Source organism: Streptomyces sp. SKN60 (assembly GCF_026236535.1).
In the GTDB taxonomy this organism is placed as follows: Bacteria; Actinomycetota; Actinomycetes; order Streptomycetales; family Streptomycetaceae; genus Streptomyces.
In genome coordinates this window covers 41,335-57,686 of the sequence record NZ_JAHTMW010000029.1, presented here as the reverse complement: position 1 = coordinate 57,686, position 16,352 = coordinate 41,335, and the positions used below count along the sequence as shown (strand labels likewise).

Here is a 16,352-nt window from a genome sequence, read left to right as displayed (position 1 = left end):
CTCACGCTCCCTCGGGCAGGGACGGGGGAAGGGGCAGGCGCAGGGCCAGCGACGTGCGGTAGAGCCGCTCCAGCGGCTCGGGGAAGGAGGGCTCCGGCGCGCCGGCCGGCCGGGCGGCCACCGTGCGGACCGGAAGCCCTCCGAAGGCGCCCAGGCGCGGGCCCGCCGTGTGGAGCAGGCCCTTGCGATGGATCACCTGGGCGAGCAGCAGCCGGTCGGTGAACGGCAGCCGTGCGGGCAGGCCGGAGTCCTCGGCGAGGGCGAGCTGCGCGTCGGCGGGCTCGTACCCCTCCCGGCTGATGTCCATGACCGTGTGGAGGTGGTCCATGAACGGGTAGTAGAGGTCCTGGAGTTCGCGCGAGTAGCCCCAGATGACGTCGTCGCAGCGACCCACCTGCTCCAGGCTCATCGTCACCCGCCCGCCGAGCCGTTCGACGAAGAACGCCTTGCAGGCGATGCGGACGTCGTCGTCGGCGCTGTTCATGCCGAGGAAGAGATCGGCGTCGATGAACGGCTCGGCGTCGTCGAGGGGTGTCGTGCTGGTCGTGTCAGCCGGCATAGCGGTCCAGCACCTCCCGCAGGCGCTTCATCGCCCCGGCGAACATCTCCGGCTCGCGGGCCAGGGCCATCCGGATGTAGGGCTCGCCCTTGCCGGGCTCGTTCCAGAAGAAGAAGCGGCCGGGCAGCACGTACACGCCCTCGCCGCGCAGTTCGCGCTGCAGCTCGGTCGCGGTCAGCTCGGGGTGCCGGATCTTCGCCCAGGCCACGCTGGTCTTGGCGATCGGCTCCTGGTACTCCAGGATCGTGCCGGCCAGGGCCTCCTTGACCGCGGCCCGGTTGACGTCGAGGAGGTCGCGGACCGAGGCCATGCCGTCCTTGGCCGAGTTCTCTATGTACTCGGCCAGCATGTTGAGGACGAAGGGCGAGACGTTGAGCAGGACGCTGGTGTGCAGGTTGTACACGTCCTCCTTGATGTCGTCGCTGGCGGTGAGCATCGCGGCCTTGGCGTCCTGCACGGGCCAGGTCTTGCCGGTGTCCTCGATGACCAGGTAGCGGACGCCGGAGTTCTCCAGGAGCTCGTACACGTCGAAGCGGGCGAGCTCCTCGTCGTACAGCGTGAAGGACGCGAAGCAGAAGTCGATGACCAGGAGCTTGTCGTGGTCCTTGCAGTACCGGACGACCTCCTCCAGGCCCCGGCGGCCGTGCGACATCAGGCTGAAGCCGGTGGGGTTGTTGGGGTCGACGAGGAAGAGCGCGTCGGTGCGGACCCGGCGCTTGAGCTCGGTGTAGATGCGGTCGACGTCGTGCAGCGCGGACTCGTCGATGGGGTAGAGCGGCACGCCCATGTTCGACAGCACGTCGTGCAGGTTGTCGAAGCAGGGCTCGACCAGGGTCACGGCCATGCGCTGCCGCTTGAGGTACATCGCCACGACCATGGTGGAGATGGACGCCGCGTAGGACAGCAGCGTCTTGTTCTTCTCCAGTGCGGTGGGCTGGCGGTGGAGGCGGAAGAAGGCCTCGGTGAAACGCTGTTCGTAGGTGGCCTGGAGGCCTTCCTCGGCCTCGTACCACAGCTGCGGCAGCCGCTCGACGATCCCGTGCTGGGAGGCGGACTGGCGCTGGTGGGTGTGGGCGTCGGCGAGGTTGAACTCGGTGCGGAGCGCCTGGATCTCGTGCTGGGTCAGGTCCAGGAAGGTGTCGGCGTGCACGGTCATGGTTCCTCCGGTCGTACGGCGTACGGATGAGGAGCACGGGCGGGTCGGGCGGGCGGGCGCATGGCGGCGCCGGCCGGTCCGGCTCGTGCTCAAGAGGATTTCTCGTTGCAGGCCGCGGCCTTGGGGCACGCGGGAACCGTCCCTGCGGACGGGGATGCGGGTGCGGCGACGTCCCAGGGATGTCCTGGGGATGTCCTACGGAACGGTGGAGTGAATGCGTCTGCGGGAGGAGGTCGTAGTGCTCCTGCCGGATCGCGATACAGCCATGATTACCCCCGTAAACGGACTGCGGTCCGATTGGGGACTCTGTCACAGTCGGCGGCGGCGGTACAAGCGGCTCGCCAAGGAGTGGGCCATCTTCTGGACGCCGGTTGCGCGATGGTCATATGGCCGTCGCACGATGGTCGGTTTGCGGTCGGACGGGGGGTCGGTTCGAGGGCCGGTCGTCGGGTGGCCGTCGGGCGGCCGGCGGGCGATCGGTGGGCGATCGGTGGGCGGTCGACACGGTCGGTGGGCGATCGGTGGGTGCTCCGTGCTCGGGTCACGGCGCCGCGACGGTCCGGCCTGGACCATTCCCCGTACACTGCACGTACGCCGCCCCCGCTCCGCCATCCCCACGGAGAAAGAACCGAGGCCCCGCGTGCAGAACCTCTCGCCCGCGCCCTTGCCCTGCGCCCTGCACGAGCCGCCGGCCGAGCGCTCGGACGCCGCGCGCAACCGGCTGCGGATCCTTGCCGCCGCCCAGAAACTCTTCGACCGGCGCGGTGTGGCGAACGTGTCCATGGACGCCATCGCCGCCGCGGCCGGCGTCGGCAAGGGCACGCTCTTCCGCAGGTTCGGCAGCAAGGCAGGGCTGGCCGCCGCCCTGCTCGACGCGCAGGACAGCCGCCTTCAGGAGCGCATCCTGCACGGCCCGCCACCGCTCGGCCCGGGCGCTCCGGCGGCGGCGCGCATCACCGCCTTCTTCGGCGCCTACCTGGACCTTCTGGACGAGAACCTGGAGCTGGTACGGCTGTCGGAGACGGCCGCGCCGGGCGCGCGCTACCAGATAGGTTCGTACGCCTTCTGGCGCGTGCACCTGACCATTCTGCTCCGCGAGGCTTGTCCGGATCTCGACGCCGACTGTGGCGCGCATCTGCTCCTCGCGCCCCTGGACTCGGACCTCCAGCACGCGCTGCGGGAGGGCGAGTTCGACGGCGACCGGATCCGGGGCACGCTGCTCGCCCTGGTGGCCCGGATCACCGGCGCCTGAGCGCGCGGCGCGAGGCAAGGGCCTCGGCCGTGCGAGCAGGCACGACCGAGGCCCTTCGTGGCCGGGCGTCAGGAGGTCAGTTCTCCTTGATCGCCTCGAGCTCCAGGGACAGCTCGATCTCCTTGGAGACGAGGATGCCGCCGGAGTCCAGGACCATGTTCCAGGTCAGGCCCCAGTCCTCGCGGTTGACCTTGCCGTGGGCGGAGAAGACCGTACGGTCGTTGCCCCACGGGTCGCGGGCGTGCCCGAGGTAGTCGACCTCCAGGGTCACCGGCTTGGTGACGTCCTTGATGGTGAGGTCGCCACTGAGGGTGCCGCGCTTGCCGTCCCAGGTCACCCGGGTGGAGGTGAAGGTGGCCTTCGGGAACTTCTCCACGTCGAAGAAGTCGCCCGAGCGCAGGTGGTCGTCGCGGGTCTGGTCGCCGCTGTCCACGCTCGCCATGTCGATGACGGCGGTGACCTTGCTGTCCTCGGGCCGCTCGCCGATCTCGATGGTGGCGTCGACGCCGGTGAACCGGCCGCGGACCTTGGTCAGCATGAAGTGGCGACCGAGGAAGCCGACCTCGGCGTGGCCCGGGTCGATCTTCCAGGTGCCGACGGCGGGCAGCTCCACGCCGTCGACGGTACGAGTCGGGGAAGTGGTCATGTCAGTCGCGTCCTCTGTTCGGAGGTCGGAGGTCGGAGACCGGCGGTCTCAGGCGCCGGACTCGGTCGGCAGGCCGGCCTCGACCCAGTCGGCCTTGCCCTCGTAGTACTCGCGCACGTCGGTGTAGCCGAGCTCCACCAGACGCTCGGCGGCGATGCCCGAGTTGGGGCAGGGGCCGTCGGCGCAGTAGGTGACGATCGCCGCGTCCTTGTTCGGGAGCAGGGTCGGGGACAGCTCGTCCACCTGGTCGAGCGGCAGGTTGAGGGCGCCGGGGAGGTGCTTGTCGGCGTAGTACGACAGCGGCAGCGCCTCGACGACCGTCACCAGGCCCTCGTCGATCTTCTTCTGCAGCTCGTCGCGGGTGATCTTCTGGACCATGTCCGTGCCTCCAGCATGAGTGGCTAATCAGTGCGTCCGCACACACATTAATCAATGCGTGCGCACGCACGCAAGTCCCGTTACACTCGTCCCTGTGAACGAAGGTGAGCACCGACTCGAGGCCTGGCGAGCCCTGCTTCTCGCCCACAGCGCCGCCGTGCGCGCCATCGAGAGTGATGTGGCGCGCAATGGCACCATCCCGCTGACCTGGTACGACGTCCTCCTGGAAGTCAGGAGCGGCGGCGACCAGGGCCTGCGCATGCAGGAGGTAGCCGAACGGGTCGTCCTCAGCCGCACCCGCGTCAGTCGCCTGGTCGACGAGATGGCCCGATCAGGCCTGGTCACCAAGCGCCCGGACCCCACGGACAAACGCGTCACCTGGGCCACCATCACCGAAGCCGGCCGCGCCGCCATCCACGCCACGGCCCCCGCCTACATGGCCGGCATCTGGGAACACTTCTCCCGCCACCTCACCGACGACGAATCCACCACCATCGCGGAGGCCCTCTTCCGCGTGGCCCACGCCCAACAGGAACTCCGGCTGGGCTGATCTGACCCCGGGGATCGTGAAGAGGAAGGCCCGTTGGCTGTGTCAACGGGCCTTCCTCTCACTTGAATTGAGGTTGTCGTATACGCTGCGCGCGGGGATGGGGTCTGTCCGCATCGTGCCGTGTGGGCGATCTCCGATGGGGAATCGTGTGCCCGCACGGGCCACGCGAATGCGCAAGGGAAGAACGGGCTTGGCGACGCAGATGATCGCGGGGCGGTTCCGGCTCGACGCCCTCTCCTTCCACCTCTGCGGGATCAACCGCGACGACATCGACCGCAGTCTCGACACCTCCGCCACACCGTGCGGAAGGGCGAGGCCAGGCACGGTACCTGCCGCACCAAGGCCCTCGTCCTCACCGAGAACGACCGTATGGCGGCGGCCGGCGTCGGCCTGACGACGCCCCTCGTGGACGGCGAGAACCGCGCCTCCGTCCTCACCCTGCCCCTGGGGCCACGGCCCTCACCACCCGGAAGCCTGACGCGCGCCACCGCCCATGCGGCCCGGACCGGAGGAGAGCACCCGGTCCGGGCCGCGACGAAGGAGTGACCATGGATGACGAGATCGAGCTGATCAGGGACGGCGACGGCCTGGCGGTCATCGGGGATCAGGCAGCGGTCGAACGCTTCCTCGTCACCGAAGGGCTGCCGTCGCAGGCCCTGCGACGGCGTCCGTTCCGGTCCGCCCTCGGTAACGCGGCCGGAGCCGCGCAGGCGGGCTCCGACATCGCCGCCCAGTCGAGCCGTTGGGTGAAGCTGACCAAAGAGTCCGCGCAGCGGATCGACAAGCTCGGGCTGAGGAAGAGCGCCGAGACGGGTCTCAGCACAGGAGTGCTGAAGGGGCCCAAGGGCCAGATCAAGGGATTCGTCGAATTCGCGAAGGATTCGGGACCACTGCGGGGCAACCCGGCGCAACTGGCCAACGCCGCGGCGCTCATGGCACAGCTCGCCATGCAGCAGACCATGGACGAGATCACCGACTATCTCGCCGCCATCGACGAGAAGCTCGTCGACGTGCTCCGCGCCCAGGAGGACGAAGCCGTGGCGAAGATGATCGGAGCGGAGCTCGTGATCACCGACGCCATGACCATCCGGGACGAGGTGGGCAGGGTCTCCGACATCACCTGGTCGAAGGTGCAGGCCACGCCGGAGACGATCGCGACGACCCAGGTGTACGCGCTCCGCCGGCTCGACGCGCTCGCGGAGAAGATGGAACAGAAGGCCAAGATCGGTGAGCTCGCCGCGGCGGCCGAGGAAGCCGAGGCCAAGGCTCGGCAGTGGCTCGCCGTTCTGGCTCGTTGCTTCCAGCTCCAGGACGCGGTCGCCGTGCTCGAACTCGACCGGGTGATGGATGCGACTCCGGAGGAGCTGGACCGGCATCGCGACGGGATCCGGATCGCCCGGCGGAGTCGGCTGGAGCTCATCTCGCGGAGCACCGAGCGGCTGGTGGCCCGGATGAACGCGGCCGCCGACGAGGCCAACGCGAAGGTGCTGCTGCACCCGGCCAAGTCCCCGGCCGTGGTCCAGTCGAGCAACCAGGTCGTGGTCGGCGTGCACGACTTCCACGGGCGGCTCGGGATCGAGTCCGGTCGCCAGGCGTCGGAGACGAGACGATGGGTGGCCGCGGCGGCGGAGGCGAGGGACAAGGCGCTTGAGACCGGTGCGAAGGGCGTCGTAGCCGCCAGAAATCTCGGCAACGGGACCCTCGACCGGGCCAGTTCGGTGAAGGGGAAGCTCTCCAGCGGCATCGCCGATCGAGCCCGTCGTCTGCGTGCGGGTGAGGAGGAACGGGACGCGGAAGGCTGAGCGAGCGGCAAGCGGGCTCGCTGGGCCTCGACAGGCTGCCCGAGAACCGATCTGCCCTTGTAGCGGCCACCTCGTCTGAGGAGTCCATGACCTGACGGTGGGCCGCTCGCCGCTGGAGACCGGCGGATCCACAGCCCCACCCGCACCCTTGATCGCGATGAGTTCCGCATCAGACCCGCCCGCCCCGGACAGGTCCGCACCTCACTGGGCGACGACGGCGCTGGACGACACCGCCGTTGGTGAGCGCTCCGACGGCGGCGAGTTCGAATAGGCCGCGGGCCCCCGTCATACAGCCGCTCAGGGCGGCACACGCCCGCACATACAACAAGACCCCGTCCTCAGCGTTTCCGCTGATCACGGGGTCTGTCTGGCACTTCTGCGAAGTGCCCCCGGCAGGATTCGAACCTGCGCACACGGCTCCGGAGGCCGTTGCTCTATCCCCTGAGCTACGGGGGCCTCACCGCTTGTCGCGGCGACGGGAAGAACACTACCAGCTCTCGGAGTGTGCCTGTGAACAGGTATTTCCGGGGCGTCACCGGGGTGGGGGTCCCTCGCACGGGTCAGAAGTGGGCAAAAGCCGGACGCAGTGGCTGCGCGGGTCCTACTCTCGAGGTGTGTCAGGCGTGTCCGGGCGGGTGCTGGTTGTGGATGACAACCGGGTGATCCGCCAGCTGATCAGGGTCAATCTCGAACTCGAGGGGTTCGAGGTGGTGACCGCGGCCGATGGTGCCGAGTGTCTGGATGTCGTGCATGAGGTCTGTCCTGATGTCGTCACCCTGGACGTCGTCATGCCCCGGCTCGACGGGCTGAAGACCGCCGCGCGGCTGCGGGAGGATCCGCGGACCAGAGATCTGCCGGTGGCGATCATCAGTGCCTGCACCGAGTACGACACGGACGGCGGCGGCCTCTCCGGGGTCGACGCGTTCCTCGCCAAGCCCTTCGAGCCGGCCGAGCTGGTGCGGGTCGTGCGGCAGCTCATGCACCGGGAGCGGCGCGGGCCGCGGGACGGTGGGGGAGCGGGCGGTGGGCAGGGGCAGGACGGCGCCGAGGAGCCGCCCGCAGTGAGTTCGAGCCGCTGCGCCGGAGAAGCCTGACCGCGGGGCCGGCCCCCCACCGCCCACATGCCGAAACCCGTTCGCGTTCGTACCCCCCTCCTCCCCTAGGCTTGTCCCGTGACCCCCGCGGACCTCTCCCTCACCGTGCTGCACGCCGTGCGCCGTGCGGTCGACGAGGGTGCGTTGCGGGTCGGTGTGCCCGCGCGCGTCAAGGTCGAGCGGCCCCGGCCCGGCGGCACCGGCGATTACGCCAGCAGCGTCGCGCTCAGCCTCGCCCGGCCCTCCGGGCTCGACGCCCGCGCCGTCGCCGCGATCCTGAAGGAACGGCTCCACGACAGCCCCGGCGTCCGCTCCGTCGACATCACCGGGCCCGGGTTCCTCAACTTCACCCTGGAGGACGGGGGACAGGACCAGGTCGTGCGCGAGATCCTCGCTGCCGGCGCCTTGTACGGGCACTCCTCTCTGCTCTCCGGGCAGCGCATCCGGCTCCGGGCCACCGACGAGCCCCGCGCCCGCCTCCTCACCGAGACCGTCCTCGCGCTCCTCCGCTCCCAGGGGGCCGACGCCCGCCTCGATCCCGCCGGTGAGCGGATCCCGGTGCTCCCCGCCCCGTACGAGCCTCACCTCCTCGGCACCGACGCCGCCCGCTGGGCCCTCCTCCGGCCCGCCGCCCACGACCGGGCCCTCTCCGGCGCGCCGCTCCTCGTCCAGCACGAGCGCAATCCGCTCTTCCGGGTGCGGTACGCCCATGCCAGGAGCCGAGCCCTCCTTCGTAACGGGGCACAGCTCGGCATCAGCGCCGCGTACGCCGAACCCGTCGACGCGCCCGACCTCCTCACCCTCCTCGGCGACCACCCCGACGTCCTCGCCTCCGCCGCCCGCCACCGCGCCCCCGACCGGGTCGCCCGGCACCTGGAGGGGCTCGCCGACGCGTTCCTCGCGTACCAGCACACCGTCCTGCCCCTCGGCGACGAGAAACCCTCGGCCGCCCACCGCTCCCGGCTCGCGCTCGCCGAAGCCGCCGGGACGGTGCTCGCCGGTGGCCTCTCCCTGCTCGGCATCAGCGCACCCGACCAGATCTGAAAGACGCAGAGACATGAGCCGTTCCGCCCACCCCGCCGGGCCCCGCCACGCCGACGTCCTCCCCGAGGGGCACTACTCCGCGCCTCCCGCCGACCTCAACCGGCTCGACCCCAAGGTCTGGTCCCGGACCGTCGAGCGGGACGAGCAGGGGCAGCTCACCGTCGGCGGGCTCTCCGTGACCCGGCTCCGCGAGGAGTTCGGCACCCCCGCCTACTTCCTCGACGAGGACGACTTCCGCGCCCGCTGCCGCGCCTGGGCCGACGCCTTCGGCAAGGACGCCGACGTGTTCTACGCGGGCAAGGCCTTCCTCTCCCGCGCCGTCGTGCGCTGGCTCAAGGAAGAGGGGCTCAACCTCGACGTCTGCTCCGGCGGCGAGCTCTCCACCGCCCTCTCCGCCGGCATGCCGGCCGAGCGCATCGCCTTCCACGGCAACAACAAGAGCACGGACGAGATCCACCGCGCGGTCGAGGCCGGCGTCGGGCGGATCGTGCTCGACTCCTTCCAGGAGATCGTGCGGGTCGCGCACATCGCGCAGTCCCTCGGCAAGCGGCAGCGCGTGCAGATCCGCGTCACCGTCGGCGTCGAGGCGCACACCCACGAGTTCATCGCCACCGCCCACGAGGACCAGAAGTTCGGCATCGCGCTCGCCGGCGGACAGGCCGCCGAGGCGGTGCGGCGGGCGCTGAACCTCGACGGTCTCGAACTCATCGGGATCCACTCCCACATCGGGTCCCAGATCTTCGACATGGCCGGCTTCGAGGTGTCCGCCCGGCGCGTCGTCCAGCTGCTCGCCGAGGTGCGCGACGAGCACGGCGTCGAGCTGCCCGAGATCGACCTCGGGGGTGGGCTCGGCATCGCGTACACCTCCGACGACGACCCGCGCGAGCCGCATCACATCGCCAAGGCGCTCACCGAGATCGTCTCGCGCGAGTGCGAGGCCGCCGGGCTCCGCACCCCCCGCATCTCCGTCGAGCCCGGCCGCGCCATCGTCGGGCCCACCGCCTTCACCCTGTACGAGGTGGGCACGGTCAAGCCGCTGGAGGGGCTGCGCACCTATGTCTCCGTCGACGGCGGCATGTCGGACAACATCCGCACCGCGCTGTACGACGCCGAGTACAGCGTCGCGCTGGTCTCCCGTACGAGTGACGCCGAACCGATGCTGACCCGTGTCGTGGGCAAGCACTGCGAGAGCGGCGACATCGTCGTGCGCGACGCCTTCCTGCCGGCCGACCTCGCGCCTGGCGACCTGATCGCGGTGCCCGCGACCGGCGCGTACTGCCGCTCCATGGCCAGCAACTACAACCACGCGCTGCGCCCGCCGGTCGTGGCCGTACGGGACGGGGAAGCACGCGTCATCGTGCGCCGCGAGACGGAGGAAGATCTCCTGCGTCTCGACGTCGGGTGATGAAATAGTCACGTGATGGAAACCATGTCTCGCCATTCGGACTATGCCCTGAAACGGGCGTCCGGTGAGTGAGACTGGTTCCACCGTGGGGATCCCCCGGAGATTCCCCGGAGCTCCCACCAGGGAAACGACCGTAGAGATACGGATCAGTAGGTACGAGAGACGAGGTCGGATGATGCGTACGCGTCCGCTGAAGGTGGCGCTGCTGGGCTGTGGAGTGGTCGGCTCAGAGGTGGCGCGCATCATGACGACGCACGCCGACGACCTCGCCGCGCGCATCGGCGCGCCGGTCGAGCTCGCCGGCGTGGCCGTCCGCCGGCCCGACAAGGTGCGCGGCGGCGTCCCCGCCGAGCTGATCACCACCGACGCGACCGCCCTCGTGAAACGCGGGGACATCGACGTCGTCATCGAGGTCATCGGCGGCATCGAGCCGGCCCGCTCCCTCATCACCACCGCCTTCGAGCACGGCGCCTCCGTGGTCTCCGCCAACAAGGCGCTGCTCGCCCAGGACGGCGCGGCCCTGCACTCCGCCGCCATCGAGAGCGGCCAGGACCTCTACTACGAGGCCGCCGTTGCCGGTGCCATCCCGCTGATCCGGCCGCTGCGCGAGTCCCTCGCCGGCGACAAGATCAACCGGGTGATGGGCATCGTCAACGGCACGACCAACTTCATCCTCGACAAGATGGACACCTCCGGGGCGGGCTACTCCGAGGCCCTGGACGAGGCCACCGCGCTCGGGTACGCCGAGGCCGACCCGACCGCCGACGTCGAGGGCTTCGACGCCGCCGCCAAGGCCGCGATCCTGGCCGGAATCGCCTTCCACACGCGCGTGCGTCTCGACGACGTCTACCGCGAGGGCATGACCGAGGTCACCGCCGCCGACTTCGCCTCCGCCAAGCAGATGGGCTGCACCATCAAGCTGCTCGCGATCTGCGAGCGGGCCGCCGACGGCGAGTCCGTCACCGCGCGCGTGCACCCCGCGATGATCCCGCTCAGCCACCCGCTCGCCTCGGTCCGCGAGGCGTACAACGCGGTCTTCGTCGAGGCGGAGGCCGCCGGGCGGCTCATGTTCTACGGTCCGGGCGCCGGCGGCTCGCCGACCGCCTCGGCCGTCCTCGGCGACGTCGTCGCCGTCTGCCGCAACCGTCTCAACGAGGCGACGGGCCCCGGCGAGTCCGCGTACACCCAGCTGCCCGTGAGCCCCATGGGCGACGTGGTGACGCGGTACCACATCAGTCTCGACGTGGCCGACAAGCCGGGCGTGCTCGCCCAGGTCGCGACGGTCTTCGCCGAGCACGGCGTATCCATTGACACTGTGCGCCAGCACGGTCGCCAGGACGGCGACGGCGAGGCTTCGCTCGTCGTCGTCACCCACCGCGCGCCCGACGCCGCCCTCTCCGGGACCGTCGAGGCGCTGCGCAAGCTCGACACCGTGCGCGGTGTCGCCAGCATCATGCGTGTTGAAGGGGAGTAAGGACCCATGATCACCAAGGGCACCCACCAGTGGCGCGGCATCATCGAGGAGTACCGGGACCGTCTTCCGGTCACGGACACGACGCCGGTCGTCACGCTCCGTGAGGGTGGCACGCCGCTCGTCCCCGCTCAGGTCCTCTCCGAGCGCACGGGCTGCGAGGTGCACCTCAAGGTCGAGGGCGCCAACCCCACCGGTTCCTTCAAGGACCGCGGCATGACCATGGCCATCTCGAAGGCCAAGGAGGAGGGCGCGCAGGCCGTCATCTGCGCGTCCACCGGCAACACCTCGGCCTCCGCCGCCGCGTACGCGGTGCGCGCCGGGATGGTCTCCGCGGTGCTCGTCCCGCAGGGCAAGATCGCGCTCGGCAAGATGGGCCAGGCCCTCGTGCACGGCGCGAAGATCCTCCAGGTCGACGGCAACTTCGACGACTGCCTGGACCTGGCCCGCGCGCTGTCCGACAACTACCCGGTCGCGCTGGTCAATTCCGTGAACCCGGTGCGTATCGAGGGCCAGAAGACCGCCGCCTTCGAGATCGTGGACATGCTCGGCGACGCCCCCGACATCCACGTGCTGCCCGTGGGCAACGCCGGCAACATCACGGCGTACTGGAAGGGGTACCGCGAGTACGCCACCGACGGCCTCGCCACCCACCGCCCGCGCATGTGGGGCTTCCAGGCCTCCGGCTCCGCGCCCCTCGTGCGCGGCGAGGTCGTCAAGGACCCGTCGACGATCGCCACCGCGATCCGCATCGGCAACCCGGCCTCGTGGGACTACGCGATCGCCGCGCGCGACGAGTCCGGCGGCTTCATCGACGAGGTGACGGACCGTGAGATCCTGCAGGCCTACCGCCTGTTGGCCGCTCAGGAGGGCGTCTTCGTCGAGCCCGCCTCGGCCGCCTCGGTGGCCGGCCTCCTCAAGGCCGCCGCGCAGGGCAAGGTCGACCCGGGCCAGACCATCGTCTGTACGGTCACGGGCAACGGCCTCAAGGACCCCGACTGGGCCGTCGCCGGCGCCCCGCAGCCGGTGACCGTCCCGGTCGACGCCTCGGCCGCCGCCGAGCGCCTCGGCCTGGCCTGAGGATCCGGCCTGAGGATCCGGCCCGAGGATCAGGCCAGAGGATCCCGCCTGAGCGTCCGGCCCGAGGGTCTCGGCCCGGGAATCCCGGCCGGGAGCCTCACCTGACACTCTCGCCCGAAATTCTGGCCTGAAAACGGTGCCCCTTGGTTTCCGATCAAGGGGCAAACCCGATCAGGAACCTACATAGGCGCACAGGTTGGCGCGCGACACGCATCGTGCGCCTCCTGTGCGCCCTATGTCGCGACAGAACCTTCCTTCGATAGGCTGTGCCCAACCCGCCCCGCCGCAGATGTGCGGTGTTGTTGCCGTCGCCCGTGAGGCGCGAACGGCCCCCGGGTTCTCCGCACTTCCTTCGAGCCACCCCGCAAGTCAAGGAGAGTCATCGAGCGATGGCCGGTCCAGCGTTCCGCGCCGCCGCCGTACGGGTGCGCGTTCCCGCCAGCAGTGCCAATCTCGGCCCCGGATTCGACGCCTTCGGGCTGTCCCTCGGGCTGTACGACGACGTCGTCGTCCGGGTCGCCGACTCCGGGCTGCACGTCGACATCGCCGGCGAGGGTGCCGACACCCTGCCCCGCGACGAGAGCCACCTGCTCGTCCGCTCGATGCGCACGGCCTTCGACCTGCTCGGCGGGCAGCCGCGCGGCCTCGAGGTCGTCTGCGCCAACCGCATCCCGCACGGCCGCGGCCTCGGCTCCTCCTCCGCCGCCATCTGCGCCGGCATCGTCGCCGCCCGCGCCGTGACCATAGGCGGCGACGCCCGCCTCGACGAGACGGCACTGCTCGAACTCGCCACCGAGATCGAGGGGCACCCCGACAACGTCGCCGCCTGTCTGCTCGGCGGATTCACGCTCGCCTGGACCGAGGCCGGCGCCGCGCGGGCGATCAGGATGGAACCCTCCGATTCCATCGTTCCGGTGGTTTTCGTCCCCGGGAAGCCGGTGCTCACCGAGACCGCCCGCGGTCTGCTCCCGCGCACCGTCCCGCACGTCGACGCCGCCGCCAACGCCGGCCGCGCCGCCCTCCTCGTCGAGGCCCTGACCCGCCGCCCCGAACTGCTGCTCGCGGCCACCGAGGACAAGCTGCACCAGGAGTACCGGGCCCCCGCGATGCCGGAGAGCCTCGCCCTGGTGCACCGGCTGCGGGCGGACGGGATCCCCGCGGTCATCTCCGGCGCGGGCCCCACGGTCCTCGCGCTGGCCGAACACGGGACGGCCGACAAGGTCGCCCTGCTTGCGGGCGAGGGCTGGGCCGCGAACCGGCTCGAGCTCGACATGCCCGGTGCGAGCGTGCTGCCGCTCGCGCCCTGACGTACCCGGCCGCGCGGTCTCCGAGCCGGACCGCGCGGACACGGGATTGCCGGTGACGGAGAGGGGGAATGTTTGTTGGAGCCGGTAGTGTTAACCTCAAGTCTGCACCCGACGTCTACGAGACGCGGTGCTGAGTGTCCCCGTCCGGGACCACTGATTCTTCCGGGAGCCTCCTCCACTGCCTGAGCAGCCTGCCTGAGCAGTTTCGAGCACGCTCCGGAACCGGCGCGACACCCCTCGTTCTTTCTCGTCGAGGGCCGAGCAGGGGGCGCTCGGGCCGGACCAACGCATGTTTTTCTCTCTCCGCCGCACCCGGCGGGACCACCGCCCCGACACGGTCCACCAAGCAGGACCGCTGCCGGACAGCACAACCGGTCGCCGAGCCAGATGGCCGACGTCCGCTCCAGGGAAGGACCCTTCGTGAGCGACACCACCGATCTGATGGGCGTGACTGCCGACAACAGTGTCGACACCACCGCGCCCGCCGCAGGTGCTGCCACTGGCACCACCGCACGGCGCCGCCGCTCCGGCACCGGCCTCGAGGGCATGGTCCTGGCCGAGCTGCAGCAGGTCGCGTCCGGCCTCGGCATCAGGGGCACCGCGCGGATGCGCAAGAGCCAGCTGATCGAGGTCATCAAGGAGGCGCAGGCCGGGGGCTCCGCCGCCGGTTCCGCCGCGCCCGCCAAGTCCGGCGACGCCGCCGAGACCAAGCCGAAGCGCCGCGCCACCTCCAAGGCCCGCACGGGCGAGTCCGCCGCCGAGACCGCCGCGCCCAAGGCCGAGAAGGCCGAGCAGGGCGAGAGCGCCCAGCAGCAGATCGAGATCCCGGGCCAGCCGGCGGGCGAGGCCCCGGCCGGCGAGCGCCGCCGCCGGCGCGCCACCGCCCCCGCCGGTTCGCCGGAGGGCGAGGCCAAGGCCGAGACCGCGCAGGCCGTCAAGACCGAGACCCGTACCGAGGCTCGCACGGAGACCAAGGCGGAGCCGCAGGCCGCGACCGACGCCAAGGCCGAGGCCGCCGCCGACGGCGCCGAGGGCCGGGGCCGCCGCGACCGCGGTGAGCGGGGCGAGCGCGGTGACCGCCGCGACCGCCGCGACCGCCAGCGCGACCGCAAGGGCGACGACCAGCAGGGCGGTGGCCAGGGCGGCCAGCGCCAGCGTCAGGGCGGCCAGGGCCAGGGCGGCCAGCAGGCCGGCCAGGGTCAGGGCCAGCAGGGCGGTCAGGCCGGCCCGCAGGACGACGACGACTTCGAGGGCGGCCGTCGGGGCCGTCGCGGCCGCTACCGCGACCGTCGTGGCCGTCGCGGCCGTGACGACTTCGCGACCGGCGAGCCGCAGGTCTCCGAGGACGACGTGCTGATCCCCGTCGCGGGCATCCTCGACATCCTCGACAACTACGCGTTCATCCGGACCTCCGGCTACCTGCCCGGCCCGAACGACGTGTACGTCTCCCTCGCCCAGGTCCGCAAGAGCGGCCTGCGCAAGGGCGACCACGTCACCGGTGCCGTGCGCCAGCCGAAGGAGGGCGAGCGCCGCGAGAAGTTCAACGCGCTCGTGCGCCTGGATTCGGTCAACGGCATGGCGCCGGAGTCCGGCCGCGGCCGCCCCGAGTTCAACAAGCTCACCCCGCTGTACCCGCAGGACCGCCTCCGTCTGGAGACCGACCCGGGCGTGCTGACCACGCGGATCATCGACCTCGTGTCGCCGATCGGCAAGGGCCAGCGCGGTCTGATCGTGGCCCCGCCGAAGACCGGCAAGACCATGATCATGCAGGCGATCGCCAACGCGATCACCCACAACAACCCCGAGTGCCACCTGATGGTCGTCCTCGTCGACGAGCGTCCGGAAGAGGTCACCGACATGCAGCGGTCGGTGAAGGGCGAGGTCATCTCCTCGACCTTCGACCGTCCCGCCGAGGACCACACCACCGTCGCCGAGCTGGCCATCGAGCGCGCCAAGCGCCTCGTGGAGCTGGGTCACGACGTGGTCGTCCTGCTCGACTCGATCACCCGCCTGGGCCGCGCGTACAACCTCGCGGCGCCCGCCTCCGGCCGCATCCTGTCCGGTGGTGTCGACTCGACCGCGCTCTACCCGCCGAAGCGCTTCTTCGGTGCCGCGCGCAACATCGAGGACGGCGGCTCGCTGACCATCCTGGCCACCGCGCTCGTCGACACCGGCTCGCGCATGGACGAGGTGATCTTCGAGGAGTTCAAGGGCACCGGCAACATGGAGCTCAAGCTCGACCGGAAGCTCGCCGACAAGCGCATCTTCCCGGCCGTCGACGTCGACGCCTCGGGTACGCGCAAGGAGGAGATCCTGCTCGGCAGCGAGGAGCTCTCCATCACCTGGAAGCTGCGCCGGGTGCTGCACGCGCTCGACCAGCAGCAGGCGATCGAGCTGCTGCTCGACAAGCTCAAGCAGACGAAGTCGAACGCCGAGTTCCTGCTGCAGATCCAGAAGACGACGCCCGGCGGCGGCAACGACTGACGCCGAGATCCTCGTCACACGGCGTGACGGCGACCCCTGGGTCGTAACCTCGCCGTGACCTGCACAAACGACTGCGCCCACCGAGCCCCGCTCGGTGGGCGCAGTCGCGTCACCGGCCGTCGCT

The 16,352-nt window shown here is 70.7% G+C and carries 15 protein-coding genes and 1 tRNA gene; 11 read left to right on the top strand and 5 right to left on the bottom strand.

Annotated elements, in window-relative coordinates; all coding sequences use genetic code 11:
* Position 1 precedes the first annotated feature (1 nt).
* Complete coding sequence (locus KV205_RS32990) at positions 2-559, bottom strand: DUF6190 family protein (RefSeq protein WP_265868549.1); 558 nt, start codon at positions 557-559, stop codon at positions 2-4.
* Positions 549-1,715: a pyridoxal phosphate-dependent aminotransferase gene (locus tag KV205_RS32985; RefSeq protein ID WP_265868548.1), complete on the bottom strand. Its 1,167-nt coding sequence runs from the start codon at positions 1,713-1,715 to the stop codon at positions 549-551. Before KV205_RS32985 ends, KV205_RS32990 begins: the two co-directional genes overlap by 11 nt.
* Positions 1,716-2,355: 640 nt before the next feature.
* Here KV205_RS32985 and KV205_RS32980 point away from each other — a divergent pair.
* Positions 2,356-2,967, top strand: coding sequence for a TetR/AcrR family transcriptional regulator (locus KV205_RS32980; RefSeq protein WP_265868547.1), 612 nt, complete (start codon positions 2,356-2,358; stop codon positions 2,965-2,967).
* A gap of 76 nt (positions 2,968-3,043) precedes the next feature.
* On the opposite strand, the gene KV205_RS32975 is transcribed toward KV205_RS32980, so the two are convergent.
* Together KV205_RS32975 and KV205_RS32970 are read right to left on the bottom strand one after the other, a co-directional pair.
* Positions 3,044-3,613, bottom strand: coding sequence for a YceI family protein (locus KV205_RS32975; RefSeq protein ID WP_265868546.1), 570 nt, complete (start codon positions 3,611-3,613; stop codon positions 3,044-3,046).
* A gap of 48 nt (positions 3,614-3,661) precedes the next feature.
* Positions 3,662-3,991, bottom strand: coding sequence for a rhodanese-like domain-containing protein (locus tag KV205_RS32970; protein WP_265868545.1), 330 nt, complete (start codon positions 3,989-3,991; stop codon positions 3,662-3,664).
* A 94-nt stretch (positions 3,992-4,085) separates the two neighbouring features.
* On the opposite strand from KV205_RS32970, the gene KV205_RS32965 reads away from it, so the two are divergent.
* The 3 genes from KV205_RS32965 to KV205_RS32955 all read left to right on the top strand — a co-directional run bounded on the left by KV205_RS32965 (position 4,086) and on the right by KV205_RS32955 (position 6,343).
* The gene (locus KV205_RS32965; protein WP_265868544.1) at positions 4,086-4,541 is read left to right on the top strand and encodes a MarR family winged helix-turn-helix transcriptional regulator; all 456 of its coding nucleotides are present in this window, start codon (positions 4,086-4,088) and stop codon (positions 4,539-4,541) included.
* A 300-nt stretch (positions 4,542-4,841) separates the two neighbouring features.
* Entirely contained in the window at positions 4,842-5,087 is a 246-nt protein-coding gene (locus tag KV205_RS32960; RefSeq protein WP_265868543.1) for a hypothetical protein, read from the top strand.
* Positions 5,088-5,089: 2 nt separating this feature from the next.
* Positions 5,090-6,343 (top strand): hypothetical protein, encoded by a 1,254-nt coding sequence (locus KV205_RS32955; protein ID WP_265868542.1) that lies wholly within the window; start codon positions 5,090-5,092, stop codon positions 6,341-6,343.
* A gap of 384 nt (positions 6,344-6,727) precedes the next feature.
* Here KV205_RS32955 and KV205_RS32950 read toward each other — a convergent pair.
* A tRNA-Arg gene (locus KV205_RS32950) sits at positions 6,728-6,799 on the bottom strand.
* Positions 6,800-6,909: 110 nt separating this feature from the next.
* On the opposite strand from KV205_RS32950, the gene KV205_RS32945 reads away from it, so the two are divergent.
* The 7 genes from KV205_RS32945 (at position 6,910) to rho (ending at position 16,228) form a co-directional block, all read left to right on the top strand.
* Entirely contained in the window at positions 6,910-7,437 is a 528-nt protein-coding gene (locus KV205_RS32945) for a response regulator (protein ID WP_374214764.1), read from the top strand.
* 78 nt (positions 7,438-7,515) lie between these two features.
* Positions 7,516-8,481, top strand: coding sequence for an ArgS-related anticodon-binding protein NrtL (nrtL, locus tag KV205_RS32940; RefSeq protein ID WP_265868540.1), 966 nt, complete (start codon positions 7,516-7,518; stop codon positions 8,479-8,481).
* Between the two features lie 13 nt (positions 8,482-8,494).
* Positions 8,495-9,886 (top strand): diaminopimelate decarboxylase, encoded by a 1,392-nt coding sequence (lysA, locus tag KV205_RS32935; protein WP_265868539.1) that lies wholly within the window; start codon positions 8,495-8,497, stop codon positions 9,884-9,886.
* Between the two features lie 172 nt (positions 9,887-10,058).
* Positions 10,059-11,360, top strand: a complete 1,302-nt coding sequence (locus tag KV205_RS32930) for a homoserine dehydrogenase (RefSeq protein WP_265868538.1) — start codon at positions 10,059-10,061, stop codon at positions 11,358-11,360.
* A gap of 6 nt (positions 11,361-11,366) precedes the next feature.
* A complete protein-coding gene (gene thrC, locus KV205_RS32925; protein WP_265868537.1) occupies positions 11,367-12,437 on the top strand; it encodes a threonine synthase in 1,071 nt (356 codons plus the stop codon).
* Positions 12,438-12,826: 389 nt separating this feature from the next.
* Complete coding sequence (thrB, locus tag KV205_RS32920; RefSeq protein WP_265868536.1) at positions 12,827-13,744, top strand: homoserine kinase; 918 nt, start codon at positions 12,827-12,829, stop codon at positions 13,742-13,744.
* Positions 13,745-14,164: 420 nt separating this feature from the next.
* Complete coding sequence (rho, locus tag KV205_RS32915; RefSeq protein ID WP_265868535.1) at positions 14,165-16,228, top strand: transcription termination factor Rho; 2,064 nt, start codon at positions 14,165-14,167, stop codon at positions 16,226-16,228.
* The last annotated feature ends 124 nt before the right edge of the window (positions 16,229-16,352 follow it).

Bases quoted from the DNA above. Each gene is read 5' to 3' on its own strand.
- KV205_RS32955 (WP_265868542.1), top strand. From the start codon at position 5,090: ATGGATGACGAGATCGAGCTGATCAGGGACGGCGACGGCCTGGCGGTC.
- lysA (WP_265868539.1), top strand. From the start codon at position 8,495: ATGAGCCGTTCCGCCCACCCCGCCGGGCCCCGCCACGCCGACGTCCTC.
- KV205_RS32990 (WP_265868549.1), bottom strand. From the start codon at position 559: ATGCCGGCTGACACGACCAGCACGACACCCCTCGACGACGCCGAGCCG.
- KV205_RS32930 (WP_265868538.1), top strand. From the start codon at position 10,059: ATGATGCGTACGCGTCCGCTGAAGGTGGCGCTGCTGGGCTGTGGAGTG.
- thrC (WP_265868537.1), top strand. From the start codon at position 11,367: ATGATCACCAAGGGCACCCACCAGTGGCGCGGCATCATCGAGGAGTAC.
- KV205_RS32985 (WP_265868548.1), bottom strand. From the start codon at position 1,715: ATGACCGTGCACGCCGACACCTTCCTGGACCTGACCCAGCACGAGATC.
- KV205_RS32970 (WP_265868545.1), bottom strand. From the start codon at position 3,991: ATGGTCCAGAAGATCACCCGCGACGAGCTGCAGAAGAAGATCGACGAG.
- thrB (WP_265868536.1), top strand. From the start codon at position 12,827: ATGGCCGGTCCAGCGTTCCGCGCCGCCGCCGTACGGGTGCGCGTTCCC.
- KV205_RS32975 (WP_265868546.1), bottom strand. From the start codon at position 3,613: ATGACCACTTCCCCGACTCGTACCGTCGACGGCGTGGAGCTGCCCGCC.